Source organism: Aeromicrobium sp. S22 (assembly GCF_009661045.1).
Taxonomy (GTDB): Bacteria; Actinomycetota; Actinomycetes; order Propionibacteriales; family Nocardioidaceae; genus Aeromicrobium; species Aeromicrobium yanjiei.
Map to the genome: position 1 here is coordinate 245,521 of NZ_WJWV01000003.1, position 26,442 is coordinate 271,962.

28 protein-coding genes and 2 tRNA genes are annotated in these 26,442 nt (G+C 71.7%); 19 read left to right on the forward strand and 11 right to left on the reverse strand.

All coding sequences use genetic code 11. The annotated features are described in order from the left end of the window. Positions 1 to 18: 18 nt before the first annotated feature. From GEV27_RS14145 to GEV27_RS14170, 6 genes are all read right to left on the reverse strand, one after another. Complete coding sequence (locus GEV27_RS14145; protein ID WP_153651528.1) at positions 19 to 774, reverse strand: SDR family oxidoreductase; 756 nt, start codon at positions 772 to 774, stop codon at positions 19 to 21. A gap of 392 nt (positions 775 to 1,166) precedes the next feature. Next, positions 1,167 to 1,240: transfer RNA gene (locus GEV27_RS14150), tRNA-Phe, on the reverse strand. Positions 1,241 to 1,287: 47 nt separating this feature from the next. Next, positions 1,288 to 2,628, reverse strand: a complete 1,341-nt coding sequence (locus tag GEV27_RS14155; RefSeq protein WP_153934884.1) for a dipeptidase — start codon at positions 2,626 to 2,628, stop codon at positions 1,288 to 1,290. Between the two features lie 49 nt (positions 2,629 to 2,677). Beyond that, positions 2,678 to 3,259, reverse strand: a complete 582-nt coding sequence (locus GEV27_RS14160; RefSeq protein ID WP_309222271.1) for a malonic semialdehyde reductase — start codon at positions 3,257 to 3,259, stop codon at positions 2,678 to 2,680. Between the two features lie 110 nt (positions 3,260 to 3,369). Continuing rightward, positions 3,370 to 3,446, reverse strand: a tRNA-Asp gene (locus tag GEV27_RS14165). A gap of 64 nt (positions 3,447 to 3,510) precedes the next feature. Continuing rightward, positions 3,511 to 3,720 (reverse strand): hypothetical protein, encoded by a 210-nt coding sequence (locus GEV27_RS14170; protein ID WP_153934886.1) that lies wholly within the window; start codon positions 3,718 to 3,720, stop codon positions 3,511 to 3,513. 134 nt (positions 3,721 to 3,854) lie between these two features. Here GEV27_RS14170 and GEV27_RS14175 point away from each other — a divergent pair, with 134 nt between their 5' ends. From GEV27_RS14175 to GEV27_RS14205, 7 genes are all read left to right on the forward strand, one after another. Beyond that, the gene (locus tag GEV27_RS14175; protein ID WP_228765271.1) at positions 3,855 to 4,367 is read left to right on the forward strand and encodes a cysteine dioxygenase family protein; all 513 of its coding nucleotides are present in this window, start codon (positions 3,855 to 3,857) and stop codon (positions 4,365 to 4,367) included. Next, positions 4,364 to 4,795 carry a rhodanese-like domain-containing protein gene (locus GEV27_RS14180; protein ID WP_153934888.1) on the forward strand — a complete coding sequence of 144 codons (432 nt, stop codon included), beginning with the start codon at positions 4,364 to 4,366 and terminating at the stop codon, positions 4,793 to 4,795. The genes GEV27_RS14175 and GEV27_RS14180 overlap by 4 nt, the downstream gene beginning before the upstream one ends. A 131-nt stretch (positions 4,796 to 4,926) precedes the next feature. Next, on the forward strand, positions 4,927 to 5,736 hold the full coding sequence (locus GEV27_RS14185) for an ABC transporter ATP-binding protein (RefSeq protein ID WP_153910916.1): 810 nt from the start codon (positions 4,927 to 4,929) through the stop codon (positions 5,734 to 5,736). Further along, positions 5,736 to 6,437, forward strand: a complete 702-nt coding sequence (locus tag GEV27_RS14190; protein ID WP_153909529.1) for an ABC transporter permease — start codon at positions 5,736 to 5,738, stop codon at positions 6,435 to 6,437. The genes GEV27_RS14185 and GEV27_RS14190 overlap by 1 nt, the downstream gene beginning before the upstream one ends. Then, the gene (locus GEV27_RS14195) at positions 6,434 to 7,114 is read left to right on the forward strand and encodes an ABC transporter permease (protein WP_153909528.1); all 681 of its coding nucleotides are present in this window, start codon (positions 6,434 to 6,436) and stop codon (positions 7,112 to 7,114) included. The genes GEV27_RS14190 and GEV27_RS14195 overlap by 4 nt, the downstream gene beginning before the upstream one ends. 19 nt (positions 7,115 to 7,133) lie before the next feature. Beyond that, entirely contained in the window at positions 7,134 to 8,045 is a 912-nt protein-coding gene (locus tag GEV27_RS14200) for an ABC transporter substrate-binding protein (protein ID WP_153651536.1), read from the forward strand. Positions 8,046 to 8,170: 125 nt separating this feature from the next. Further along, positions 8,171 to 8,986, forward strand: coding sequence for an alpha/beta fold hydrolase (locus GEV27_RS14205; protein ID WP_153934889.1), 816 nt, complete (start codon positions 8,171 to 8,173; stop codon positions 8,984 to 8,986). Here GEV27_RS14205 and gluQRS read toward each other — a convergent pair. Next, on the reverse strand, positions 8,983 to 9,861 hold the full coding sequence (gene gluQRS / locus GEV27_RS14210; protein WP_153651540.1) for a tRNA glutamyl-Q(34) synthetase GluQRS: 879 nt from the start codon (positions 9,859 to 9,861) through the stop codon (positions 8,983 to 8,985). The two genes, GEV27_RS14205 and gluQRS, sit on opposite strands and share 4 nt — an antisense overlap. A 62-nt stretch (positions 9,862 to 9,923) precedes the next feature. Then, the gene (locus GEV27_RS14215) at positions 9,924 to 10,673 is read right to left on the reverse strand and encodes an SGNH/GDSL hydrolase family protein (protein ID WP_153934890.1); all 750 of its coding nucleotides are present in this window, start codon (positions 10,671 to 10,673) and stop codon (positions 9,924 to 9,926) included. A gap of 152 nt (positions 10,674 to 10,825) precedes the next feature. Between GEV27_RS14215 and GEV27_RS14220 the strand changes: the two genes are divergently transcribed. From GEV27_RS14220 to GEV27_RS14230, 3 genes are all read left to right on the forward strand, one after another. After that, the gene (locus GEV27_RS14220; RefSeq protein ID WP_153651542.1) at positions 10,826 to 10,975 is read left to right on the forward strand and encodes a hypothetical protein; all 150 of its coding nucleotides are present in this window, start codon (positions 10,826 to 10,828) and stop codon (positions 10,973 to 10,975) included. Between the two features lie 137 nt (positions 10,976 to 11,112). Continuing rightward, on the forward strand, positions 11,113 to 14,877 hold the full coding sequence (locus tag GEV27_RS14225) for a SpoIIE family protein phosphatase (RefSeq protein WP_153934891.1): 3,765 nt from the start codon (positions 11,113 to 11,115) through the stop codon (positions 14,875 to 14,877). Continuing rightward, positions 14,874 to 15,188 (forward strand): STAS domain-containing protein, encoded by a 315-nt coding sequence (locus GEV27_RS14230; protein ID WP_153651544.1) that lies wholly within the window; start codon positions 14,874 to 14,876, stop codon positions 15,186 to 15,188. Before GEV27_RS14225 ends, GEV27_RS14230 begins: the two co-directional genes overlap by 4 nt. Before the next feature lie 13 nt (positions 15,189 to 15,201). On the opposite strand, the gene GEV27_RS14235 is transcribed toward GEV27_RS14230, so the two are convergent. Continuing rightward, positions 15,202 to 16,431, reverse strand: a complete 1,230-nt coding sequence (locus GEV27_RS14235) for a cytochrome P450 (protein WP_194944218.1) — start codon at positions 16,429 to 16,431, stop codon at positions 15,202 to 15,204. Positions 16,432 to 16,568: 137 nt separating this feature from the next. Here GEV27_RS14235 and GEV27_RS18115 point away from each other — a divergent pair, with 137 nt between their 5' ends. The 8 genes from GEV27_RS18115 to GEV27_RS14270 all read left to right on the forward strand — a co-directional run bounded on the left by GEV27_RS18115 (position 16,569) and on the right by GEV27_RS14270 (position 23,426). After that, positions 16,569 to 16,703 carry a hypothetical protein gene (locus GEV27_RS18115; protein WP_255489235.1) on the forward strand — a complete coding sequence of 45 codons (135 nt, stop codon included), beginning with the start codon at positions 16,569 to 16,571 and terminating at the stop codon, positions 16,701 to 16,703. Between the two features lie 92 nt (positions 16,704 to 16,795). Further along, positions 16,796 to 17,920, forward strand: coding sequence for a glycosyltransferase (locus GEV27_RS14240; protein WP_228765272.1), 1,125 nt, complete (start codon positions 16,796 to 16,798; stop codon positions 17,918 to 17,920). Then, entirely contained in the window at positions 17,917 to 18,981 is a 1,065-nt protein-coding gene (locus tag GEV27_RS14245) for a glycosyltransferase (protein ID WP_153651546.1), read from the forward strand. Before GEV27_RS14240 ends, GEV27_RS14245 begins: the two co-directional genes overlap by 4 nt. After that, a complete protein-coding gene (locus GEV27_RS14250; RefSeq protein ID WP_153909521.1) occupies positions 18,978 to 19,991 on the forward strand; it encodes a glycosyltransferase in 1,014 nt (337 codons plus the stop codon). The genes GEV27_RS14245 and GEV27_RS14250 overlap by 4 nt, the downstream gene beginning before the upstream one ends. Beyond that, on the forward strand, positions 19,991 to 20,818 hold the full coding sequence (locus GEV27_RS14255) for a glycosyltransferase family 2 protein (RefSeq protein WP_208430701.1): 828 nt from the start codon (positions 19,991 to 19,993) through the stop codon (positions 20,816 to 20,818). Before GEV27_RS14250 ends, GEV27_RS14255 begins: the two co-directional genes overlap by 1 nt. Beyond that, on the forward strand, positions 20,790 to 21,839 hold the full coding sequence (locus GEV27_RS14260) for an ATP-dependent DNA ligase (RefSeq protein WP_208430700.1): 1,050 nt from the start codon (positions 20,790 to 20,792) through the stop codon (positions 21,837 to 21,839). The genes GEV27_RS14255 and GEV27_RS14260 overlap by 29 nt, the downstream gene beginning before the upstream one ends. Before the next feature lie 64 nt (positions 21,840 to 21,903). Continuing rightward, the gene (locus GEV27_RS14265; protein WP_153651548.1) at positions 21,904 to 22,059 is read left to right on the forward strand and encodes a hypothetical protein; all 156 of its coding nucleotides are present in this window, start codon (positions 21,904 to 21,906) and stop codon (positions 22,057 to 22,059) included. Positions 22,060 to 22,247: 188 nt separating this feature from the next. Then, entirely contained in the window at positions 22,248 to 23,426 is a 1,179-nt protein-coding gene (locus GEV27_RS14270; protein ID WP_153651549.1) for an alcohol dehydrogenase catalytic domain-containing protein, read from the forward strand. Positions 23,427 to 23,456: 30 nt separating this feature from the next. On the opposite strand, the gene GEV27_RS14275 is transcribed toward GEV27_RS14270, so the two are convergent. Then, positions 23,457 to 24,557, reverse strand: a complete 1,101-nt coding sequence (locus tag GEV27_RS14275; RefSeq protein ID WP_194944219.1) for a glutamate--cysteine ligase — start codon at positions 24,555 to 24,557, stop codon at positions 23,457 to 23,459. Between the two features lie 142 nt (positions 24,558 to 24,699). Here GEV27_RS14275 and GEV27_RS14280 point away from each other — a divergent pair, with 142 nt between their 5' ends. Beyond that, positions 24,700 to 25,593: a DUF72 domain-containing protein gene (locus GEV27_RS14280; protein ID WP_243838855.1), complete on the forward strand. Its 894-nt coding sequence runs from the start codon at positions 24,700 to 24,702 to the stop codon at positions 25,591 to 25,593. Here GEV27_RS14280 and GEV27_RS14285 read toward each other — a convergent pair. Beyond that, positions 25,553 to 26,347 carry an SDR family oxidoreductase gene (locus GEV27_RS14285; RefSeq protein ID WP_153651552.1) on the reverse strand — a complete coding sequence of 265 codons (795 nt, stop codon included), beginning with the start codon at positions 26,345 to 26,347 and terminating at the stop codon, positions 25,553 to 25,555. The two genes, GEV27_RS14280 and GEV27_RS14285, sit on opposite strands and share 41 nt — an antisense overlap. Between the last annotated feature and the right edge of the window lie 95 nt (positions 26,348 to 26,442).

The window sequence follows — 26,442 nt, forward strand, 5'->3', positions numbered from 1 at the left end:
GTGTAGGCCCGGGGGCCGTCAGAGGCTGCGGGTCAGGCCGCCGTCGACGGGCAGCATCACACCGGTGAGGAAGCTCGCGGCGGGGGAGAGGAGGAACGCGGCCGCGCGGCCGAACTCCTCGGGCCGCCCGTAACGGCGCAGCGGGATCGTCCGCTCGTTCGCGGTGCGGGCCGCGTCGGCGTCGCCGGTCGCGGCGTCGAGCGTACGCACCCGATCCGTGGAGAGCCGGCCCGGCAGCAGGGCGTTCACCCGGATGCCCCGCGGCCCCAGCTCGTCGGCGAGATTCTTGGCGGCCATGGCCAGGCCGGGGCGCAGGGCGTTGGAGATGCCAAGACCCGGGATCGGCGACTTGACCGACGTCGACAGGACGAAGGCGATCGAGCCCCCGTCGCCGAGCTCCTCGGCGATCGTCGTGGCGAGCCGGAGAGCCCCGAGGAAGACCGACTCGAAGGAGGAGCGCCACTCCTCCTCGGTGCGGTCGAGGATCGGCCCGGCCGGCGGGCCGCCGACACTGATGAGTGCGCCGTCGAGCCGGCCGAACGCGCTGTCGGCGGCGGCCACGAGCTGGGCGGGGGCCGTGGCGTCTGCATTGTCGACGGCGACGCCGACAGCGCGGGGGCCGAGTGCGGCGACCGCCCGGTCGACGGACTCCTTGGTGCGCCCGGAGATCACGACGTTCGCGCCCTCCGCGACGAGCTGCTCCGCCGTCGCGCGGCCCAGCCCTCCGGAGGCGCCGGTGAGGATGTACGTGCGATCGCTGAGCCCCAGGTCCATGCCGTCACCCTACGACCGCCCGGGCCTGCACAGCGGACCGATGATGAGGGTTTGTGGTCGTCCCTGCTGCCCGAAACCCTCATCGCGCGTCCCCGCCGGGCGGGCGCCGGACGGAGGATGAGGGTTTGTGGTTGCTGGTGCTGCCGGAAACCCTCATCGTGGGTCCCCGCTGGGCGGGCGCTGGACGGAGGATGAGGGTTTGTGGTCGTCCCTGCTGCCCGAAACCCTCATCGCGCGTCCCCGCTGGGCGGGCGCCGGACGGAGGATGAGGGTTGTCGGTCGCTGGAGCTGCCGGAAACCCTCATCCTCGGTCCGCCCGCAGGGCTGGACGCGGCGGGGGGAGAAAGAGGAAGAGCCCCGCGAGATTCGCGGGGCTCTTCGTCTTTCTGCTGTGGCCAGGGCCGGGGTCGAACCGGCGACCCTCCGCTTTTCAGGCGGATGCTCGTACCAACTGAGCTACCTGGCCACCGCTCGCGAACGAGCGACGACCACCTTATCGCACGTGGTCCGGGCTCAACGACCCCTGTCCGCCAACCGCTCCAGCAGAAGCGCCTCAGCGACGCACACGCGCGTGAACTCACCGAGATGTAGACCCTCGTCGATCCCGTGGGCGCGGGTGTCCGGATCCTCGACGCCCGTGACGAGGACCGCCGCGTCGGGGAAGATCCGGGCGAACTCGGCGATGAACGGGATCGAGCCGCCCATGCCCATGTCGATCGGCTCGGTGCCGTCCCACGCGTCGCGGAACGCCGACCGGGCGGCGTCGTAGGCGGGGCCGTCGGCATCGACCGTGAACGGCTCGCCGACCTCCCCGCGCTCGACCGTGACGCGGGCGCCGAACGGGGCATGGCGCAGCAGGTGCGCCTCGAGAGCGTCGAGGTGCGCGGTGGCGTCGCCGCCGGGCGCGACCCGCATGCTGATCATCGCGCGGGCGCTCGGCGCCAGCGTGTTGGACGCAGTCGCGACCGGGGTGGCGTCGAGGCCCACGACGCTCACGGCCGGCTCGGCCCACAGTCGCTGCACGATCGAGCCGCGGCCGATCTGCTCGACGCCGGGCAGGACGGACGACTCCTCGCGGAAGCGGTCCTCCGGATACTCGACGTCGGCGGCGGTGCCGTGGTGCAGGCCCTCGACCGCGACGGAGCCCGCGTCGTCGTGCAGCGTCGCGAGCAGCCGGCACATCGTGGTCAGCGCGTCCGGGACGACGCCGCCCCAGATGCCCGAGTGCACCGCATGACCCAGGGTCTCGACGGTCACGACACAGTCGGCCAGCCCGCGCAGCGTCACCGTCAGCGCCGGGACGCCCACGGCCCAGTTGGCCGAGTCAGCGATGACGATCGCGTCGGCGGTCAGCTCGTCGCGGTGCTGCTCGAGCAGGGCCACGAGACTCGGTGACCCGGACTCCTCCTCGCCCTCGACGAAGACGGTGACGCCGACCGGCGGGTTGCCGTCATGTGCGCGGAACGCAGCGAGGTGCGCGGCCAGACCGGCCTTGTCGTCGGCCGCGCCTCGGGCGTGGAGCCGGTCACCGCGCCTCGTGGGCTCGAACGGAGGGGACGTCCACAGGGCGGGGTCACCCGTCGGCTGGACGTCGTGGTGCGCGTACAGCAGCACCGTGGGGGCGCCGGGCGGGGCCGGGTGGTGCGCGATGACGGCGGGGGCGCCGCCGGCCTCGACGATCTGCGTCCGGGCGAACCCGGCCTCCCGCAGCAGCCGTTCGACCTCGGTGGCGGAGCGACGCACGTCGTCGTGGTGCTCGGGCTGCGCCCAGATCGAGGGGATGCGCACCAAGGTCTCGAGATCGTCGAGCACCGAGGGGAGGACGTCGTGGACGCGGGAGGTGAGATCGGTCATACGTCCAGCGTGCCACGCGACCCCGCGGGGGTCGCGTGGCAGAGCGGGATCAGGCCGTCATGACCGCGTCGTCGGCCGAGATGCGCGGCAGGCGGTCGAACCAGGGGGTCTCGCCCGGGTGACCGATGTTGATGACGAGCTGCGTGCGCCACGAGGTGCCGGAGAAGAACTCGGCGTCGATGGCGGCGGCGTCGAAGCCGCCCATCGGGCCCGCATGGAGGCCCGCGGCGCGGATCCCGACGACGAAGTAGCCGGTCTGCAGGGCCGTGTTGTAGCGAGCGATGTCGGCGCGGCTCGTCGCATCGCCTGCGAACATGTCGCCGGCGGTCGGGTTGTGCGGGAAGTGGGCGGCCATCGAGGTGTGGAAGTCGACGTCGGCGGCGACGACCGCCACGACGGGGGCGCTCGCGGTCTTGGCGCGGTTGCCCTCGGCCATCAGCGGCAGCAGGCGCTCACGGCCGGCGCCCTGCTCGACCAGGAGCAGACGCATCGGCTGGATGTTCATCATGGTCGGGCCGTACTTGACCAGCTCGAAGACCTCGCGGACCTGATCGATCTTCACCGGCTCGTCACTGAAGGTGTTGACGGAGCGGGCCTCGCGGAACAGCAGGTCCAGCGTCTCGTCGGGCACGGAGAAGGGGAGTGTGGGGTCAAAAGAAGTCATAGAACATTCAACCACTCTGGGGGAAAGAAAAATCCCACGCTCCCCGAGGGGAGTCGTGGGCTTTCTCACTTCTCACATGGCGACCCCGACCGGACTCGAACCGGCGACCTCCGCCGTGACAGGGCGGCGCGCTAACCAACTGCGCCACGGGGCCATGTGTTGTGCGGTTAACCGCGAACGCAACTGTAACGCACGCCCCCCGCGAGGAACAAAACGGGTCAGGTGTGATCTGTCCCGCCGGCGTCCGCGCCCTGCGGTCCCGCGGCATTCGGGTCGTCGGGGGCGGGCGGCTCGCCGGTCGCACGCGTCGTCATCGAGTCGTCGAGACGGTGCGGCCGCTGAGCATCGCCAGGACCTTGACGGGCCGCGCGCACCCACAGGGCGCCTCCGACGGCCAGCACGACGATGCCGAGCAGCATCCACTTCATGGACGGGGTCCTCTCGTTGCACGGAGTCCGTGACGGTGATCACACGGCGTACAGCATCTTCGGTGGTCGCGGGGCAGATGTCCAGGGTGTGAACGACGGCATCGTGCGGCGCCCGGCGCGCTTCGATGGCGGGCATGACCGCTCGTCGCACCACCGTCGCGCCCCTGTCGCTCGCCGACCTCGCTGCCCTGACCCAGACCGTCGCCGACGATGTCCGCGCCGGGCTCCACGAGGTCCGCGCGGACGCCGATGACCGCTGGCACGTGCGACTGCGATGCGACGACCGCGTGGACGTGTGGCTGATCAGCTGGACCGAGGACCAAGGCACCCAGCTCCACGACCACGGTGGCTCCTCCGGCGCGTTCACGGTCGTCAGCGGGGAGCTCAGCGAGACCGTGTGGACGCCCGGGGCGCAGGTGCTGACAGAGGCCGCTCGCCGGGCCGGCGACTCGGTCGTCTTCGGCGGGCGCTACGTGCACGACGTGCGCAACGTCCGGCAGCAGACCGCCGTGAGCGTGCACGCGTACTCGCCCCCACTCGCGCTCATGAACTACTACGACGTGGACGGCGGCGGGCTCACCCGCCTCGCCTCCGCCTGGACCGACGACCCCGAGGCGCCGCCGTCCGGCCTGCGAGCCGCGTCATGACGCCACGGTTCGGGTCGGTCGACGAGCTCCTGGCCGCGGCGCGGGCTGATCTGACCCGGCTGGACCCTCACCAGGCGGTGGCACGGGTCGCCGCCGGAGCACTCATCGTGGACATCCGGCCGGCATGGCAGCGCGAGACGGACGGGGAGATTCCCGGTTCTGTCATCGTCGAGCGCAATCATCTGGAGTGGCGCCTTCATCCTGCGTCGGGCGCGAGCCTGGCCGTGGCGACGAAGGGGCAGGAGTGGATCGTCGTGTGCACCGAGGGCTACACCTCGTCGCTCGCGGCGTCCGCCCTGGTGTCGCTGGGCCTGTCCGCCAGCGACATCGCCGGAGGCATCCACGCGTGGCGTGCAGCCGGACTGCCCGTGGTGCCGGGGCCGACCACGGTGGAGTGCCGGGTCGGCAACGGCGCCGCGACGCCGTGATCGTCTCGCAGCTTGTGATTGCCGCTCGAGGGTGATCACGCCAGACTGGCTGCACCCCGTTCCTTGCACATCCACCGTTCCTTGCCCCAACCCATTGTCCCGGCGTGCCCTCGTCGAGCGCGGAGGACCGCATGATCGAGTACCGCAACGTCGCCAAGACGTTCGCCGACGGGACCGAGGCCGTGGGCGACTTCAGCCTGGTGCTGCCGTCGAGGACCACGACCGCACTGGTCGGCTCGTCCGGCTGCGGCAAGACGACCCTGCTGCGGATGGTCAACCGCATGGTCGATCCGAGCCGCGGGCAGGTGCTGATCGACGACGTCGACATCGCGACCCGCAACAAGGTCGAGCTGCGCCGCGGCATCGGGTACGTCATGCAGGAAGCGGGTCTGCTGCCGCACCGCAAGGTCATCGACAACGTCGCGACCGTGCTCCGCCTCAACGGCGTGAGCCGTCGCGAGGCCCGCGAACGTTCCTACGCCGTGATGGAGACGGTCGGGCTCGACACGTCGCTGGCCACGAAGTATCCCGCCCAGCTGTCCGGCGGCCAGCAGCAGCGCGTCGGTGTCGCCCGTGCCCTGGTCACCGATCCCAACATCCTCTTGATGGACGAGCCGTTCGGTGCCGTCGACCCGATCGTCCGTGAGGAGCTGCAGACCGAGCTGCTGCGTCTGCAGCGCGAGCTCGACAAGACGATCGTGTTCGTCACCCACGACATCGACGAGGCGTTCCTGCTGGGTGACCAGGTCGTGATCCTCAAGAAGGGGGGCGCGGTCGCGCAGGCGGGTTCGCCGGCCGACATCGTCGCGGCCCCGGCCGACGACTTCGTCCGCAGCTTCGTCGGGCTGGACAAGGGACACCGCCGGCTGCACGTCGAGGAACGCGACGGCGTCAGCATCGTCGTCGACGGCGCCGGCCGGCCCGCCGGGGTGCTCGACTGATGGACTGGGTCCGCAACAACACCGACCGGATCGGCGACCTGATGCTGAGCCACCTGTGGCTCAGCGTGGTGCCGATCGTGATCGGCTTCGCGATCGCTCTTCCCATCGGCTGGTTCGGCAACCGGAGCCCGCGCCTCAGAGGCGTCCTGCTGGCTGCCGCGGGGGTGCTCTACACGATCCCGTCGCTGGCGTTCTTCCTGATCCTGCCCGGCATCATCGGAACGGGCTTCCTGTCACCGCTGAACGTCGTCGTCGCTCTGACGGTCTACGCCGTGGCGATCATGGTGCGATCGGCCACGGACGCCTTCGAGTCCGTCTCGCCCGCGGTCCTCGATGCCGCGACGGCGACGGGTTTCGCCCCTGCCGGTCGGGCCTTCCTGGTGGAGCTGCCGCTGGCCGGACCGGTCCTGGTGGCCGGGCTGCGGGTCGTGGCGGTCAGCACCGTCAGCCTCGTCAGCGTGGGGGCACTGATCGGCGTCGACAACCTCGGCTCGCTCTTCACGGAGGGTTACCGCACCGACAACCAGGCCGAGATCCTGACCGGTGTGGTGGGGATCGTCGCGATCGCGCTCCTGCTCGATGCGCTGATCGTGCTGGCCGGACGCGTCCTGCTGCCGTGGAACCGGGGCGCGCGCACCCGCGCCCGCACCTCGGTCTCGCCGATGGCCCTGGTGCAGCACCTGCGAGGTGGGCACGCATGAGCGTCGTCGCCGACACGATCGACTGGTTGGCCGACCCGGCGCACTGGTCGGGCGACGACGGCGTGCCGCACCGGTTGGTGCAGCACCTGGGTTACACCTGCCTGACCGTGGCGATCGCCGCGGCCATCGCGGTCCCGATCGGCCTGTGGATCGGCCACACCGGACGGCTGCGCGGCGTGGCCGTCGTGAGCTCGGGGGCGCTGCGGGCGCTGCCGACGCTCGGGGTGCTGACGTACGCGTCGCTGTTCACCGGCATCGGCATCAAGGCCGCGATCTTCACGCTCGTGCTGCTGGCGATCCCGCCGCTGCTGGCCGGCGCCTACGCGGGCCTGGAGTCGGTCGACCGCCAGACCATCGACGCCGCCAGAGCGATGGGCATGACCGAGCTGCAGATCCTGACCCGGGCCGAGATCCCGTTGGCGTTGCCGATCATCGTCGGTGGCCTGCGGTCGGCGACCCTGCAGGTCGTCGCCACGGCCACTGTCGCGGCGTACATCCCCGGTCCCGGCGGCCTGGGCCGCTACCTGATCGACGGCCTCGCGCTCAACGACTACCCCCAGGTCGTCGCGGGCTCGATCGTGGTGATCGCGCTCGCGCTCGCCCTCGACGGAATCTTCGTCCTGCTCCAGCGGTTGGCACTTCGCAACCGTCCTGCCACCGTCCGCATCGCAGCCTGACCCCACCCCAAGGAGAACCATGTCCATCACCAAGCTCACCGCGGGACTCGCGGCCGCCGCGCTCGGCCTCACGCTGTCCGCCTGCGGCGGCGACCCCACGTCCGACGACTCCAAGAAGTCGGCAGGCGACACGATCACGGTCGGCTCGGCGGCCTTCCCCGAGAACGAGATCATCGCCGAGATCTACGCCCAGGCCCTGGAGGCCAAGGGCGTCAAGGTCGAGAAGAAGCTCAACATCGGCGCCCGCGAGGTCTACATCCCGGCGCTGGAGAAGGGCGAGATCGACCTGCTCCCCGAGTACACCGGCAACCTGCTGGCCTACTTCGACAAGGACGCCACCGCGACGTCGCCCGAGCAGGTCGACGACGCTCTCGAGGACGTCCTGCCCAAGACCCTGGAGGTGCTGGACCCGGCCCCCGCCGAGGACAAGGACTCGCTCAACGTCACCGCCCAGTACGCGGCCGAGAACAACCTCAAGAGCATCGGTGACCTGAAGACCGTCGGCAGCTTCAAGCTGGGCGCGAACCCGGAGTTCAAGGAGCGCAAGTACGGCATCCCGGGGCTCGAGTCGGTCTACGGTCTCACCGACATCGAGTTCGTCCCGATCAGCGACGGGGGTGGCCCCAAGACGCTGAAGTCGCTGCTGGACGACGACATCCAGGTCGCCGACATCTACTCCACGACGCCGTCGATCCTGGCCAACAAGCTGGTGACCCTGGAGGACCCCGAGAACCTGATCGCCGCACAGAACGTCATCCCGCTGATCAACGAGAAGAAGGCCAGCGACAAGGTCGAGGACGTGCTCGACGACATCTCCGCGGTGCTCACGACCGAGGACCTGCTCGAGCTCAACAGCAAGAACCAGGGCGCCGACAAGACCGCCCCGGACGTGCTGGCCAAGCAGTGGCTCACCGAGAAGGGCCTCATCTAGCACCACCAGCGCCAACCGCCGGGTCAGGGCCGTCATCGCGTACCTCCAGTCCTGACCGCCGCCGGGTGGCGGCGGGGTCGGGGTGCTGGCATGCTCGGCGGACCCAGCTCCCACGGAGGTAGAACATGCCCGTCACCGAGGCCAACGGCGCCCGCATCCACGTCGAGGACACCGGTGCGCCCGCCGGGCGTCCCGACGCCCCGGCGATCGTCTTCGGACACGGCCTGCTCTTCAGCGGTCGGATGTTCGCGGCCCAGGTCGCGCGCCTGCGCGACCGCTACCGCTGCGTGACGATCGACTGGCGCGGGCAGGGCAAGTCGCCGGCGGCCGACGACGGCTACGACATGGACTCCCTCGCGGACGACGCCGCGGCGGTCATCGAGGGGCTGGGGGCCGGGCCCGTGCACTTCGTCGGGCTCTCGATGGGCGGCTTCGTGGGCATGCGCCTCGGCGCCCGCCGGCCCGAGCTCATCCGCTCCCTGGTGCTGCTCGACACCAGCGCCGGGCCGGAGGACCCCGACAAGGTGTCCCAGTACCGGCTGCTCGCGAAGGTCTACGGCGTCCTCGGTCTGTCCCCGGTGCGCGGCCGCGTCGAGCCCCTCATGTTCGGGCCGACGTTCCTCGCCTCCCCGGCCGCTAAGCGGGACACCGACGCGTGGGTCGCGGAGGTCAAGGCCTGCCGCCGCTCGGGGATGAAGAAGGCGATCTACGGGGTCACCGACCGCGAGCCCGTCCTCGACGAGCTGGGCCGGATCACCGCGCCCACCCTCGTGGCTGTGGGGGACGAGGACGTCGCCACCCCGCCGGCCAAGGCCGAGGTCATCGCGGCGGCGATCCCCGGCGCCCGTCTGGAGATCGTCCGCGGCGCGGGACACTCCAGCACGATCGAGCAGCCCACCCGCCTCGCCGACCTCATCGAGGAGCACGTCGAGGCGCACTAGACCACCGGCGCCTCCTCGGGCGGGACGAAGACCCAGGGCTCGCGCGGGATCCGCTCGATCGAGAACCCGTCCAGCAGCTCGCCCGCGGTGGTGCCGGTCAGGCCGAGCGAGGCCGTGACGAGAGCGAAGGCGCTCGGGCCCAGCTCGCGCAGGGTCACTGCACCGTCGCGCTTGGCGAGGCGTTGTCCGGCGGAGTTGAGTGCGAGGGGCACGTGGACGTACGTCGGCGGCGTCGCGCCCAGCAGGGTGGCGAGGTACGCCTGCCGGGGCGCCGAGCTCAGCAGGTCGTCCCCGCGGACGACCTGGTCGACGCCCTGCTGCGCGTCGTCGACGACGACCGCGAGGTTGTACGCGATCGCACCGTCGCCGCGACGCAGCACGAAGTCGTCCACGACCCCCTCGTACGAGCCGTGCAGCTCGTCGTGGATCGTGAAGCTCGCGGTGCCGGCCCGCAGGCGCACGGCGGCCGGACGGACCGCCCGCCGTTCGTCCCGCTCGGCCTCGGTGAGGTCTCGGCAGGTCCCGGGGTACGCACCCGGCGGGGCGTGGGGGGCGGAGGGCGCCTCGAGGATCTCCCGCCGCGTGCAGAAGCACTCGAACAGCAGGCCCCGGCCGCCGAGCGAGGCGAGCGCCGCGTCGTACAGCCGGGCGCGCTCGGACTGGTGCACGACCGGGCCGTCCCAGTCGATGCCCATCGAGCGGAGGTCCGCGAGCTGCCGCTCCTCGGCCCCGGGTCGCACCCGGTCCAGGTCCTCGACGCGCATGAGGAAGCTGCGGCCCGTCGACCGCGCGCACAGCCACGCCAGCAGGGCGGTCCGCAGGTTCCCGACGTGCAGGTCACCTGAAGGCGAGGGGGCGAATCGACCGGCTCCCATGCGTCAGCGACGCGGCTTCTCGTACACGCGGCTCACGGTCACCCGCCCAGCCTGCCACTGCCTCATCGTGCGGCGAGCAGGGCCTTCTTCATGGCCCCGGCGAGATATTCGCTGCCCGCCCGGTTGGGGTGCTTGTTGTCGATCGTCTTGTTCGTGGGCAGTGTCTTGGTCGTCACGAACGTGAAGCCCTCCCGCTGCGCGTAGCGCTGGACGTAGGACTGCATCTCGGTGCCGAGGCTGCGCTGCGACTTGCCCCACGGCGTCATGACCAGCACGTGGCTGCGCGGGATGCCCTCCTTGCGGACGTGGGTGTCGAGGCGCTCCATGTACTTCTTGATGCCGGCGCGCCGCTTGGCCTTGCTGAGCGACTTCTTGCGGTTCCTGGAGTCGCACGTGTTGTAGTCGTTGCGACCGCCCTCGATGATCAGGAAGTCGACGTCGGCCTTCTTGATCGACTTGTTGCGGCTGCCGAACGTGGTGCCGCCGCACTTGTTGCCGCGGGTGTTCATGCCCGAGCCGCCCTCGGCGTACGTCGTGATGCGCGAGGCGTTGACCGCGGGGTCGCGGGCCAGGATCGACCACCAGCCCTGTGACGCGCTGCCGGGCTCGTCGCGGTACCAGGACGTGATCGAGTCGCCGATGACGAGGATCTTGGGCCCCACGGGGGCCGGGTCGACGGCCTGCACGCCGTTGAGCGACGAGGCCTCGGCCGTCCCGCCCGCCGTGGGGGCGTCCGCGGCGCCGGCCGGCGAGCCGAGTGCGACGGTCGACAGCAAGGCTGCGGTCGTGGACAGGACAAGGGTGCGCAACATGGGATTCCTCGAGGACGTGGCGGCGGATCCTCGACAGCGTACGGCGATCCGGTCGGTCAGATGATCGTTCGGCGCACACGTGACGTGATGTCGCTCGCATGATCCACCGCACCGGGGGGTACGTCATGGTCCTGACCACCAGGAGGATCGCCATGACCGTGCTTCCCGACGAACCCTTCGAGCCTGACGACGTGGACCCCGAGGACCCCTTCGCGGTCGAGCCGGACGCGGAGCCGGAGCTCCCGCCGGACCCGGACCGGATCGTCCCGATCCCGGGGGAGGACCCGGCCGACCTCACCTAGATCCGTCACGGGCCGCGACCCCCGGAGCCTGCGGCGAGACACCGAATTGGGCATAATTGAGCCTGCGAGCGTGTACGAGCGGCGCGGGCCGGGTGGCTGCGCACGATGAGGCGGACCCCGAGGGGAGCAGGCGGCGGATGCAACACACGTTCACGACGACCGAGGTCGGTCGCGACCTGGCCGAGGTCGACTGGAACGCCACCCCGCTGGGACCGCCCGACGACTGGCCGCAGAGCCTCAAGACGACCGCCCGCATGCTGCTCACCACCAAGTTCTCGATGTGGATGGCGTGGGGACCCGATCTCACCTTCCTGTGCAACGACTCCTACCGGCGGCAGACGCTCGGCACCAAGTACCCGTGGGCGCTGGGCCGCCCCGCGTCCGAGGTGTGGTCGGAGATCTGGGACGACATCGGTCCGCGGATCGAGGCGGTGATGAGCACCGGCGTCGCGAGCTGGGACGAGTCGCTGCTCCTGCTGCTCGAGCGCAGCGGATTCGTCGAGGAGACCTACCACACGTTCTCGTACAGCCCGCTCGCCGCGGACGACGGCCACATCGAGGGCATGCTGTGCGTGGTCAGCGAGGTCACCGAGCAGACCATCTCCTCGCGCCGGATGACCACGCTGCGCAATCTCGCGGCACGCACGGCCGGACAGCTCACCGAGAGCGAGGCGATCGCCGCGGCCGGCGAGCAGGTTCTCGCCGATCCGCTCTCGCTGCCCTTCGGCCTGGTGTACGTACGCGACCCGGAGCTGGGCCGGTTCGTCCGTGCCGAGGTCGCCGGGGCCGATGACGACCACCCGCTGGCCCCGCGGGTGATCGATGTCGACGATCCCGCGCCGCTGTGGCCCGTCGAGGACGTCCTGGCGGGCCGACAGGTCCTGGTGGACCTCACGTCGCTGCCGCACGCCGCCCCCCGTGGCCCGTGGGACGATCCTCCGACGCGGGCGCTCGTGGTCCCTCTCGCGGGTGCCGCGTCGTCCCAGCCGTACGGCTTCTTCGTCGCGGGCCTGAGCCCCTACCGCCCGGTGGACGCCGCGTACACCGGGTTCGTCGAGCTGTTCGCCGGACAGCTCGCTGCCTCGATCACGGCAGCGCGGACCTTCGCGGGCGAGAAGCGCCGGGCGGAGGCGCTGGCCCGTCTCGACGAGGCCAAGACCGACTTCTTCACCAATGTCAGCCATGAGTTCCGCACCCCGTTGACCCTGCTCCTGGGGCCCGCGGCGGACGCCCTGGCCGATCCGGCGCTGCCGACCGACGATCCGCAGCGCGTCCGCTTCGACATCGTCCACCGCAACGGCCAGCGCCTGCTGCAGCTGGTCAACAACCTGCTCGACTTCGCGCGGCTCGAGGCGGACGGGATCGCCTCGCACTTCGAGCCGGTCGACCTCACGCGCCTGACCGAGCCGCTCGTGACGATGTTCGAGTCGGCGGCGGCGCAGGCCGGCCTGACGTTGACGTACCGGGGCGCCGAGCTCTCGACCCAGAGCTACGTCGACGTCGAGCACTGGTCCAAGATCGTGCTCAACCTGATGTCGAACGCCTTCAAGTTCACCTTCCACGGCGGCATCACGGTCACGCTCGTCGAGCAGGACGGTGACGCGGTGCTGACCGTCGCCGACACCGGGGGTGGCATCCCGGCAGCCGAGCTGCCGCACCTGTTCGACAGGTTCCACCGTGTGCGTGGGGCGGAGTCGAGGACGCACGAGGGTTCAGGCGTCGGGCTCGCCCTGGTGTCCGAGCTCGTGCAGCTGCACGGCGGCGAGGTCGACGTCGCCAGCACCGAGGGCGTCGGCACCACGATGACGGTGCGGATCCCGCTCGGCCGCGCCCACCTGCCGCAGGACGAGGTGGTCGAGTCGGCGGGCACCCGCGAGCCGGTGCCGGGGGCCGGGGCGGATCTGCTGTCCGATGCGTGGCGTTGGCTCGAGTCCGCCCGGAACGAGACCAGCGAGCCCACGGCGCCTCCGCAGGACGGGCTCGCCCGCGTCCTCGTGGTGGACGACAACATCGACATGCGGCGATACGTCGCCGGCCTGCTCGCCCGCGAGTACGACGTCATGACCGCGGCAGACGGGCTCGAGGCTCTGGAGCGCATCGCGGACACGGTCCCCGACCTGATCATCACCGACGTGATGATGCCGCGCCTCGACGGGTTCGGGCTGCTGGCCCGGCTCCAGGCCGATCCGAGGACCACCGGCGTCCCCGTCATCATGCTCAGCGCGCGTGCCGGCGAGGAGGGGACGGTCGAGGGCCTCGAGGCAGGAGCGGCGGACTATCTCGTCAAGCCGTTCGCGGCCCGCGAGCTGCTCGCGCGGGTGCGGGTCAACCTCGAGCTCGACCGGGTCCGGCGCGTGCGGGCCACGCTGGAGCGGAGCGAGGCGCTGCTCGACCAGGCGCAACGGCTCGCGAAGGTGGGCAGCTGGGAGGCCGACCTCTCGACGAGGACCGTGACCGCGTCCGACGAGCTCCTGCGGCTGACCGGCCTGACCCGTCAGGAGTTCGAGGAGATGGGCTGGCCCGGAGTGGTCTCCGGCGTCGTGCACCCTGACGACGCCGAACGGGTCATCGGGACGCTCGGCGATCTCGAGATCGGCGACGTCATGACGTACGACATGCGCATCCTGACTCCCCAGGGCGTCGAGCGTCTCGTCACCGTCCGGGCGGCTCTCCTCGGGGACGAGGACGGGCAGCCGCGGACGCTGCAGGGATCGATGCAGGACGTCACCGAGCAGCGCGCGGCCGAGCAGGCGATGTCGGCGGCCCGTGCGCGCGAGGAGGCCGGCCGCCGCGAGCACGCGATCGCGGAGGAGCTGCAGCGCAGCCTGCTGCCGGCCGAGTCGTTCGACCTGGAGCACCTCGACGTCGCGACGTACTACCGGGCCGGCATCGAGGGCACGTACGTCGGCGGTGACTGGTACGACATCATCGAGCTCGGCAGCGGCCGCACGGCGTTCGTCATGGGCGACGTCATGGGACGGGGCGTGCGTGCCGCGTCGGTGATGGGTCAGCTGCGCTCCGCGGTCCGCGCGTTCGCGACGCTGGACCTGGCCCCCGACGAGGTGATGCGTCACCTGGACGTGCTGGTGCAGGACCTGCCGGGCGATCAGATCGTGACGTGCGTCTACGGCGTCTTCGACCCCCGGGACGAGACGCTTCGCTACGCGAACGCGGGTCACCTCCCCCCGCTGGTGTCGAGCCGGGACGGTGAGCTGCTGCGCCTGACGGCGGGCGGCCCCCCGCTGGGCGCCGGGTACGGCGACGAGGCGACCGACGAGATCCCCCTCGCGGCGGGCGCGACGATCGTCTTCTACACCGACGGCCTGGTCGAGCACCGCGGCCGCGACATCGACGACGGGATCTGGGCGCTCGAGCGCCAGGTCGTCTGGCGTGCGGGCACCCCCCTCCCGGGGATGCCCGAGGCCATCGTCGGTGCGCTGCTCCCGGACGGTCCCGACGACGACGTCGCGATCCTGGTCGCACGCGTCACCTCGGTCGCCGAGACCGCGGGCCTGTCCATGCACCGCGACACGGGACGTGCGACGGTCGCCGAGGCGCGGCAGTTCGTCGTCGAGCGGCTCAACCGGTGGCACGTCCCCGAGCCGGTGACCCGGGACATGGCCCTCATCACGAGTGAGCTGGTGACCAACGCGATGGTGCACGGGGGCGCGCCGGTCGAGCTGCGGCTGCGCTGCGCGGGCACGCAGGTGCTCGTCGAGGTGCAGGACGATGCGGCCGGTGAGATGCCGCGGCCGCGCGATCCCGCGCAGACCGACGAGCACGGCCGGGGCCTGCACATCGTGGACGCGCTGTCCGACGAGTGGGGAACCCGCGGCACCGAACGGGGCAAGACCGTGTGGAGCGTCCGGGCCTGGCGGCCCGGCAACCGAGGAGGATCATGACCGAGCTGACGTTCACGACCGAGGACCGGCAGGACGGGGCCGTGCTGTCGGTCGCGGGGGACATCGACATGCAGACGTCGGCGGACCTGCGCGCCCAGGTCGACACCATGGACGTCGCGCACCGCACGCTGGTGCTGGACCTGGGCGGGGTGACGTTCGTGGACTCCAGCGGACTCGGCTCGCTGCTCGGGGTCAAGAAGCAGCAGGAGCGGGCCGGCGGTCGGCTGCTGCTGTCGAACGTGTCGCCGCCGGTCGCCCGCATCATCGAGATCACCAGGATGGACCGGGTGTTCGAGAACGCCGAGGACTGACCCCCGGCCGCCGTCAGTGCCGCACGCGCACCGAGAGCGTGGGCTTGGGCGGCATGCGCCGCAGCGTGGCGCGGGGGCCCTGGACCGTCGCGTGCAGCTCGGCGACACGGCGCACGAGCGTGACCAGGACGGCCAGTGTGAGGTCCTCGCCCGGGCACCGGTGCCCCGTCACCGCGGACCCGCCCCCCTGCGGGACGAGGTTGTAGGGCGTCACGGGGCGGCGCTCGAAGCGCTCCGGGTCGAACGACTCCGGGTCGCGCCAGATGCGGGGGTCGTGGTTGGTGCCCCACACGTCCAGGACGATGAGCGTCCCCTGCGCGATGGTGGCCCCCTCCCACTCCAGGTCGCGGGTCGCGCGGGTCGCCAGGAACGGGACGAAGGGATAGGTGCGCCGCACCTCCTGGGCGACGTTCATGGTGGACGCGCTCCGGGACAGCACGGCCTCACGCTGCTCGGGGAAGACGTCGAACGCCTCGAAGATCCCCGCCACGAGCCAGCTGACCGCGACCAGCGGACGGATCAGGTTGATGACCTCGACCGCAGCGGTGTGGACGGGCAGCAGCTCGCCTGACTCGTCACGGTGACGGGCCCAGACGTCCAGGGGGGACACGGCGGGTGCGCCTGATCCGCGGGACTCCTCCACCAAGCCCTGGATCCAGGTCTCGGTGCGCCGGCGTGCGCGTCGCGCCTTGAGCTGGCGCACGTTGGGCCCGCCGAAGCCGTCGACCATGGCCAGCATGTCGTGGGTCCGGTCAGCCGTCTCCTCGGGCTCCGGGGCGATGCCCACCCACTCGCAGACCGACTCGAACAGGATCGAGCCCACCTCGTCGAACACGTCGATGTGCCGGGGCCAGGCGGGCGCCCGCTCGTCCCACCGGCGGGCCACGCCGTCCGCGACGTCGCGCACGGCCACGGGCCCGATCACCTCGTTGAACGTGGCCTTGCGATGCAGGTGGGCGCTGCCGTCGAGCAGGTGGACCGCGCCCTTGCCGAACAGCGGACCGACCAGCGGGACGGGCAGTGCGGACGAGCGCTCGGTGTCGGGGTTCTCGTAGAAGAACTGGGCGGCGGACGCACCGCGGATCGCGGTGACCCTCTCGTGCAGGAGCCGGGTCTGCACGGTCTCCGACCCGGTCTGCCGGCGCATCGTGTCCCAGAAGCGGTAGCCGTTCCTCAGCAGCATCAGCGAGTGGTCACGCCCGTACGAGACCGGGGCCGGACGGGGATGGCGGTCGGCACTCATGGTTGTTCGATGCCCTTTTCCCGTTCGTTCATGCGCGGGCGCCCGAATGGGACCGGGGCTGCTTGAGCCAGCCCGGTGGCGGGTACGGGAGGTGCGCAGCGGGCGACGGCCGCCCCGGCGTACGACCAGGAGGACCCATGAGCCAGATGTCACCGGACTTTCCGGATCCGAACACCGGAGCCATGCCCGATCCGGACCCGGGAGCGCCCGAGCCCCCCGAGGAGCCGCCGCTCGAGGACGACGCGGGCGACGTCGTCCCCGACACCGACTGACGGCCCGCCGGGCTGCTCGACCGCAACGGATTGATCCCCTCGCAGGGGGGTACACCGTCCGCCGAGTGCAGAAGGTCGCTCCGCCCCTTGTCATGGGAAAGGACACCATGCTGCACTCGGCCACCCGAGCCCCACGACCCGCCGAGCTGCGGCCCGTCCGCGTCGCCTCGATCCCCGCCTCCCACGTCTATGTGCGGCACCTGGCGCCCGCCCAGCCCGAGGATGCGGCGGTCCAGCGGTTGCCGGACCCGCGGCCCCCGGGGAGCAGCCCTGAGGCGTCCCAGTGGTGGCCCCCGGTGATGCTCGACGCCGACTGGATCGCTGCGCACGGCGACGACTTCGACCTGATGCACCTGCACTTCGGATTCGACGCGTTCTCGGTCGACGACCTGCGTGCCGTCGTCGCCGCTCTCCGGACGGCCGGCAAGCCGTTGGTGTTCACCGTCCACGACCTGCGCAACCCCCACCACACGGACAGGCGCGCCCACGACGAGCAGCTCGACGTCCTGGTGCCCGCGGCCGACGGGCTCATCACCCTCACCCCTGGTGCGGCGGCCGAGATCGCTCGTCGCTGGGGACGCACGGCCACCGTCATCGGTCATCCGCACGTCGTCGAGCTCGACGACGCCGCCCGGATCCGGGATCGTCGCGCGCGCCGCACCGACCCCTTCCGGATCGGTGTGCACCTCAAGAGCCTCCGGGCGTGCATGGACGCCGAGGCAGTCGTCCCCGTGCTCGTCCGGGCCGCGCGCGAGCTCCCGGGCGCGGTGCTGCAGGTCAACGGCCATCGAGACGTGCTGGAGCCGGGCGGCGCCCAGTTCGATGCGCGGCTCGCGGCGATGCTCGACGACCTGGGCGACGAGATCGACCTGCGGGTGCACGACTTCTTCTCGGACGCCGAGCTGTGGGACTACCTCGGCAGCCTCGACGTCTCGGTGCTGCCCTACCGCCACGGGACGCACTCGGGCTGGCTCGAGGCCTGCCGCGACCTCGGCACGGACGTGGTCGCGCCGAGCTGCGGCTACTACGCCGACCAGGCGCCCGTGCACACGTACCGCCTGGACGAGACGACGTTCGACGAGGAGGGTCTCGTGCGCGCGATCCACCGCGCCCACGACGCACCCACCCCGCTCCTGGACCTCGATGACCGCGCCCGCCAGCGCGATGCGGTCTCCGAGGCCCACCGGGCCGTCTTCACCCGGCTCGTCCGGTCATGAGGATCTGCCTGATCGCGTCCAGCCGATTCCCGGTGGGTGAGCCGTTCCACGGCGGCATGGAGGCGCACACCGCGCTGCTGGCCGAGCACCTCATGGCTCGCGGCCACAGGGTCAGCGTCTTCGCCGCGCCCGGCTCCGACCCTCGCCTGCACGTCGAGGAGCTGGCGACCGTGCCGTTCGAGCCGAGCCCCGCGGCCCGCCGCGACGTGGGCGCGATGCCCGAGGTGTGGATGGCCGAGCACCACGCGTACCTGGGCCTCATGATGGAGCTCGCGCGGACGGGCAAGGACCGCTTCGACGTGATCCACAACAACTCGCTGCACCACCTCCCGATCGCGATGGCCGAGCTGGTCGACCTGCCGATGGTCTCGACCCTGCACACACCGCCCGTCCCGTGGCTGGAGTCGGCTCTCATGGTCGCGCGGGTGCCCACGACGTTCGTCGCGGTGAGTCGCCACACCGCGACCGCGTGGGAGCACGCAGTCGCGGCCGAGGTCGTGCTCAACGGGATCGACACGACGCGCTGGAGCGCGGGACCCGGGGGCGCCCGCGCGGTCTGGACCGGCCGGATCGTCCCGGAGAAGGCGCCCCACCTCGCGGTGCTGGCCGCGCTCGAGGCCGGGATGGAGATCGACCTCGCGGGTCCTCGACAGGACGAGGACTACTTCGTGCGTGAGATCCAGCCGCTCCTCGGCGATCGGGTCCACTACGCGGGCCACCTCGACACGGCCGCGCTGGTCGACCTGGTCGGCGCAGCGGCCGTCGCGGTCGTCTCGCCCGTCTGGGACGAGCCCTACGGCCTGGTGGCCGCGGAGGCGATGGCCTGCGGCACCCCGGTGGCGGCCTTCCGCCGTGGCGCGCTCCCCGAGATCGTCACGGCGCGCACGGGCGCCCTGGCAGCGCCCGGCGACGTGAGCGCCCTGGCGGTGGCGATCGAGGAGGCCAGCAGGCTGGACCGCTCGCACGTGCGCGAGCACGCGACGAGGCACCTGGGGGTCGCGCGCATGGTGTCGGCCTACGAGGACGTGTACCGGCGAGCGGCCGCCGGACGAGCCGCATGATCGGCTACTACGTGCACCACCACGGTCGTGGTCACCTGCACCGCGCCATCGCCGTCGCGGCAGCGACCGGCACGGTCGTGGTCGGCATGAGCTCGCTGCCGCGCCCTGCTGAGTGGATCGGCCCCTGGCTCGAGCTCCCTCGCGACGACGAGGGCGCGGAGCCGGTCGACGCCAGCGCGCGCGGCCGTCTGCACTGGGTGCCGGAGATGGACCGCGGTCTGACCGCCCGCATGTCCGAGATCTCGTCGTGGATCGCTAACGTCGAGCCGACGCTCATGGTGGTGGACATCTCGGTCGAGGTGTCGCTGCTGGCCCGCCTGCACGGCACGCCGGTCATCACCCTGGTCCTGCCGGGGGAGCGCCTCGACTCCGCGCACGACCTCGTCCACTCGGTCGCACGGCGCATCGTGGGCGCATGGCCACCCGAGGCGACGGGCATGGTCACCGGACTCGACCCGCACCTGGACCGGCTGACCTGCGTGGGAGGTCTGTCCCGGTTCGACGGACGTGAGATCGTCGCGCCCGCCAGGGATGACGGGGAGCGACGGGTGCTGGTGCTCGCCGGCGCCGGCGACCAGGGGGCGGAGGAGTGGGACCTCCTCGCGGCGCAGGCCGGGACGCCGGGCTGGACGTGGGACGTCATGGGTCCCGGCGCGGCCTGGGTCGAGGACCCGTGGGAGCGGCTGTGCGCGGCCGACGTCGTGGTCACCCACGCGGGCCAGAACGCGATCGCGGAGGTGGCAGCGGCGAGGCGGCCCGCGGTCGTCGTGCCGCGCCCGCGCCCGTTCGGCGAGCAGGACGCGATGGCGGCGGTCCTCGGTGCCGACGGACGCCTCCCGGTCACGGTGTGCCCCGAGGGCCTGCCGACCTCCGGCTGGTCGCAGCTGCTCGACCGGACCGCGGCCCTCGACGGCACCGGCTGGACGTGCTGGAACGACGGTGGCGGCGCGCAGCGACTCGCCGCCGTGATCGCCGAGGAGATCGCTCGTACGCCGGCGGTGCCGTCCTGATGCTCGCCGTCGTCACGATCGCGCACGGTCGCCACGACCACCTCGCGCTGCAGCAGGCGGGTCTTCGCCGCTCGCACCGCCCACCCGATCTCCACGTCGTGGTTGCGATGGACGACGGAGGGCTCGAGCAGGCGCTCGAGCCCGTCCCGTGGCGTCGCCGCGTCGTCCACCTCGCGCGCTCCGGTCCGCACCTGCCGCTCGCCCGTGCCCGCAACGTCGGCGCCCGCACCGCGATCACCGCGGGAGCCGGGACGCTCGTGTTCCTCGACGTCGACTGTGTCCCGTCCCCGACCCTGCTGGCTGCGTACGACGAGGCGGCGACGGATCCGGTGACGTCCCGTGACCTGCTCTGCGGCCCGGTGAGCTATCTCCCGCCCCCGCCCCCGGACGGCTACGACCTCGCGACCCTCGACTCGCTCGCGGAGCCGCATGCCGCTCGGCCGGCACCGCCCGCCGGGACGGTCGAGCGTACCCGCCGCGGCTACGAGCTGTTCTGGTCGCTGTCCTTTGCGCTGGGTCGCGGGACCTGGTCCGAGATCGGCGGCTTCCACGAGGGCTACCTCGGCTACGGCGGGGAGGACACCGACTTCGCCAAGAGTGCCGAGAGCCTCGACCTGGCCCTGACCTGGGTCGGCGCCGCCACCGCGTTCCACCAGCACCACCCGGTCAGCTCGCCTCCCGTCGAGCACGTGGAGGACGTGGTCCGCAACGCGACCCTCTTCCACGCGCGCTGGGGGCAGTGGCCGATGACGGGCTGGCTGAGCGCGTTCGTGGAGCGCGGCCTCGTGGAGCGTCGGGGTGACGGGACGTACCGGGTCGTGCGGTGACGCCGCGGTCGGTAGGCTCGGGGCGCTCATCGACGGAGGGCTGGAGTCCATGCTCGCGTTCCCGCAGGACCCCATGCTGGCGCGCCACGTCACGGCGCTGCCGGAGCCGGGCGCGCTCGCCGGCGGCTGCGCGTACGAGCCCAAGTTCGACGGCTACCGGGCGCTGCTGTTCGTCGACGAGGACGGCTGCCGGGTCCAGTCGCGGCGAGGTCACGACATCAGCGATGCGTTCGACGACGTGGCCGCGGCGGCCGCCGAGCAGCTTCCGGCCGGTCTGGTCGTGGACGGTGAGCTCGTCGTGTGGGCCGACGGCTCGCTCGACTTCGCCGAGCTGCAGCGGCGTCTGGGCAGGGGGAGCAATCACGGCTTCCGGCGGCGCCCGGCCTCGTTCATCGCATTCGACGTGCTCGCAGTCGCCGGCATCGACATCCGGTCGCGCCCGCTCGAGGTGCGCCGAGAGCTCCTGGAGACCGTGATCGACGAGCCGGAGGGCGCGATCCAGCTCTCGCCGCAGACCACCGACGTGGCCGAGGCCCGCGAGTGGCTGGACGACTACAGCGCCGCGGACGTCGGCATCGAGGGCCTGGTGGTCAAGGGGCTCGGCACGGCCTACCGCAACGGGGCGCGGGACTGGTTGAAGTACCGCGTGCGTGACACCGCCGAGGCGATCGTGGGTGCAGTCGCCGGGGATCCCGAGGCGCCCGAGCACCTGGTGCTGGGGCGTCTGGACGGCTCCGGGGACCTGCAGATGGTCGGGACGACGACCCAGCTCGCACCGCAGCTGCGCAAGGGCCTCTCCGGGCTGCTGGTGCCCGCGGACGAGGAGCACCCGTGGCAGGACGGCGGGGCGACGGGAACGCGCTGGGGAAGGCGGGACCAGCGGCCCGTGACCCTGGTCGAGCCGACGCTCGTGGTGGAGGTCTCGGTCGACAGCTCGACCGATCGGGGCAGGTGGCGCCACCCGGCGCGGCTGGTGCGGGCGCGGCCCGACCTGAACGTCGCCGAGGTGCCGTCCGTCTGACCCGGCGCCGGGTTACACGGAGCCGCGGCGGGGTACGTGGAGGGCCCCGACGAGAGGAATCACCATGAGCGAGTCACCCATCGAGCCCGACACCGAGCGTGGAGCCGACGAGGGACAGGGCGAGGACTTCGACCCCGTCCAGACCGGAGAGCCCGCGACCGGGCCCGAGGCGCCCGTCCCGCCCGGCGGCCAGGACCTCGCCGACCAGCCCGGCAGCTGATCTGCCGGACCGGCACGCCTGATCGAACCGCCGTCGCGCCCCTCGCAGCTGATGCGCCCGAGGGGCCACGGCGGTTCGTCGCGTCGGGCGATGGTTGAAAGCTCCTCAGTCGGGCACTTGTGTGTGCAGAGGCGCGAGGCCGGCGAGCCGCCCGCGCCCACCGAATCCGCAATCGCGAGAGGCAACACATGAAGGCACTGACCTGGCAGGGCAAGCAGAACGTGAGCGTCGAGACCGTCCCGGACCCCCAGATCCAGGAGGCTGACGACATCATCATCGAGGTGACGACGTCCGGCCTGTGCGGATCCGACCTTCACCTGTACGACCCGCTCGGACCGTTCCTCCACCCCGGCGACGTGCTCGGCCACGAGCCCATGGGGCGCGTCGTGGAGCGCGGATCGGCCATCACCGACCTGCAGGTCGGCGACCGGGTCGTCATCCCGTTCCAGATCGCGTGCGGATCGTGCTTCATGTGCCAGCGCGGGCTGCAGACCCAGTGCGAGACCACGCAGGTGCGTGAGTACGGCATGGGTGCCGCACTGTACGGCTACACCGATCTCTACGGAGCGGTTCCCGGTGGCCAGGCGGAGTTCCTGCGGGTGCCGCACGGCAACTACAACCCGATCAAGGTCGAGGAGGGGCCGAGCGACGACCGCTTCGTCTATCTCTCCGACGTGGCGCCGACGGCATGGCAGGGCATCGAGTACTCGGGCATCAAGTCCGGCGAGACCCTGGTCATCGTGGGCCTCGGCCCCATCGGCGAGATGGCCGCCCGCATGGCGCTGCTGCGCGACGTGCGAGTCATCGGCGTCGACCTCGTCCCCGAGCGTCTCGCGCGTTCGGCCGCACTGGGCGTCGAGACGATCAACCTGGAGGACGGCGACCCGGTCGCCGCGATCCTGGACAAGACCGCAGGGCGCGGCGCTGACGCCGTCATGGAGGCCGTCGGGATGGAGGCGCACGGATCGGGCGTCGCCGAGACTGCGCAGAAGGTCGTCGGCCTGCTGCCGAAGGCGCTGTCGCGACCGATCATGACCAATGCGAGCACCGACCGGTTGGCCGCCCTGGACCTGGCGTTCCAGGCAGTGCGTCGCGGCGGCACGGTGTCGATCAGCGGGGTCTACGCGGGCGCTGCGGATCCCCTGTCGATGCAGATGATCTTCGACAAGCAGCTCACGCTGCGCATGGGCCAGGCCAACGTGAAGCGCTGGGCGGACGACCTCCTGCCGCTGGCCCAGGACGACGCGGACCCGCTGGGGCTCGAGACGTTCGCGACCCACCACGTGCCGCTCGACCAGGCACCCGCGGCCTACGAGATGTTCCAGAAGAAGCAGGACGGTGCGATCAAGGTGCTCTTCCAGCCCTGAGACCGCACGCCACAGCTGCCTCTCGTCGCGTCAGTCGCGGTGGGAGGCAGCTGTGCTTTCGAGCACGTCGTCGACGACCGCCCGGAGGTCCAGGTCCGGTCCGGCTGCTGCGCGTTGGCGGTCCGCGCCGGTGCCCTCGGCCAGGACGCGGGCGATCCCGTCCTCGACCAGCTCGCGGTCGCCCGCCCGCTCCAGGGCCGGACCGATCGCGTCGACCAGCGCGCCGAGGGCGTCGGCGGCGGGCACGAGGGCTCCGTCCAGCGGGTGGAGCAGCGACGCCGATACGCCGTGGCGTCGCGCCTGCCATCGAGCAGCACGCAGCAGGTCGACCCGCCACGGTGTCAGGGGGGTGCGGGCGTGCCAGGCCTCGGCGCACGTCTCGACGAGCCCGCGGGAGAGGGCTGCGACCAAGGCCGTGTCCGCGAGGTCGGTGCAGATGTCGGCGACCCTGATCTCGACCGTGGGGTAGTCCCGTGCGAGCCGGGCGTCGAAGTAGAGCATGCCGTGGTCGAGCGCAGCCCCGCTCGCGACGATCGCCTCGACGGCCTTCTCGTAGCCCGCCGCGTCGCCGAACGGCTCGACGGGCCCCGAGGACGGCCACGAGTCCCAGATCTCCGCGCGCCAGCTCGCATACGACGTGTCGATGCCGAGGTCGAACGGTGAGCCCGTCGAGACCGCCTGGACGAGCGGGAGCCACGGCCGGATCCGGTCCAGGACGGCGACGCCCTCCTCGTCGTCCGCGATGTCGACATGCACGTGCATGCCGCACGCGAGCGCCTCACGCCCGACGCGGCCGAACCGCGCCATCATCTGCTCGTACCGTCTCTTGGGGGTGAGCCGGCCCTCGTCGTCGGGCATGACCGGCGTCGGCATCGCGGCCAGCCGCGCGCCGGCGCCGGCGCCGTCGGCGGCCTTGGCCGCGCCGCGGCGCGCCTCCTTCAGGTCGGCGATGACGTCGCCCAGCGCGTGGTGAGGATCGGACTGGGTCTCGACCTGCTGCAGGAACAGCTCCTGCTCGACCTCGTCCCCAGGAGCCTGCTCCACGGCGCGGTGCGACGAGGCGACCAGCTGTCGGGTCCCCGGGTCGACCAGGAACATCTCTTCCTCGACCGCCACCTTGCGCACTGTCACGGCACCATCGTGGCGGTGCTGTGCCGGGACGGCAAACCGGCCGGGTCGGCTGCAGCAGCCCTGAGGCCGATCCCGATTCAGCCGCGCCGATAGGGGCACCTGGACGATGGCGTCGAGAGAGAGTCGAGAGAAAGGACCCCGCGTGCCGAGGACGACCGCAGGAACGGTCCGGATCGGCATCTCCGGGTGGACCTACCCGCCGTGGCGCGGGGTGTTCTACCCGCCCGGCCTGCGCCAGAAGGATGAGCTGGAGCACGTCGCCGAGCGGCTCCCCAGCGTCGAGATCAATGGCTCGTTCTACTCGCTGCAGCGTCCCGACAGCTATCGCGGCTGGCGCGAGCGCACGCCGGAGGGATTCGTCTTCTCCGTGAAGGGCGGACGCTTCATCACCCACATGAAGAAGCTGAACGATGTCGAGCAGCCGCTGGCCAACTTCTTCGCGTCCGGTCCGCTCGCCCTCGGGGACAAGCTGGGGCCCGTGCTGTGGCAGCTGCCGCCCAATCTGGGCTTCGACCCCGATCGGCTGCGTCACTTCTTCGACCTGCTCCCACGGACGACGACGGCGGCCGCGCGGCTGGCCGGGCAGCACGACGAGCGCGTGGAGGGTCGGTCCTGGACCGAGACGGACGCGGATCGCGAGATCCGCCACGCCCTCGAGGTGCGGCACGACTCCTATCTGGCTCCGGCGTTCCTCGAGCTGCTGCGGGAGCACTCGATCGCGGTCGTCGTGGCGGACACGGCGGGGCGCTGGCCGCTGCTGCGGGAGGTGACGACGGACTTCGCGTACGTCCGCCTGCACGGCGACACCGAGCTCTATGCGAGCGGCTACGGCCCCCAGGCCCTCGACGAATGGGCCACGCTGATGAGGGGATGGGCCGACCGGGGCAAGGACGTCTACGCGTACTTCGACAACGACATGAAGGTGCGCGCCCCGTTCGACGCGCTCGCGCTCGCGGAGCGACTCGCTGACCTCCTGCCGGAGTCCCCGCCGGACGTCACGTGGGGGAGTTCATCTTCCCGTGCAGCTTCGCCTTGAGGGGATCGGGCAGCAAGGAGGAGAGCGCGGCCTGGATCGCGTTCAGGCGCGTGCCGGTCACCACGTGGTCTCGGCCCTCGAGCATCGCGTCGACACCCTGACGGGCGACCTGCTCGGCGCCGTCCTTGTGGCCCTCGTCCAGGTGGGTGCCCTCCAGGTCCGCACGGTCGAAGAAGTCCGTGTCGGTCGGGCCGGGCATCAGGGCCGTCACCGTGACACCGGAGTCCCGGAGCTCTTGGCGGAGGCCCTCCGCGAAGGACTGCACGAACGACTTGGAGGCCGCGTAGGTCGTGTTGAGGGGGCCGGGCATCTGCGAGGCGATCGACGAGGTGAACAGCAGGCGTCCGTCCCCCTCGGCGACCATCCGCTCGGCGACGGCCTTGCCCAGGTGCACGGTGGAGGTCACGTTGACCGCGACGAGCCGCAGGTGGTCGTCCAGATCGGTGTCGACGAGCGGCCCCCCGACGCCGACGCCGGCGTTGATCGCGGCCGCGGCCGGGCGACGCGGGTCGTCGTCGAGCGCCGCGAGCGTCGCGAGATTGCCCGCGGTCGTCGCCAGGTCGGCCTGCACGGCCCGGGCCGCCGTGATCGCGTCGAGCTCGCGCGCCACCTCGTGGATCGCATCGTCCTCGGCCACCACGATCAGGTCGTAGCCGCGCTCGGCGAGCTCGCGGGCGAGCTCGCGACCGATGCCCGACGACGCCCCCGTGACGAGCGCGAGAGGGCGCGCGAGCGAGCGGGTCGTGTCGTCCATGTGGTCAGCTCCTGTGTCGGTGTGCGATGGACATACCCGTGCCCGGTGCGGGTGATACCCGCGCGGCCGTGAGCTGGCCGGATCCTCGCTGGGCA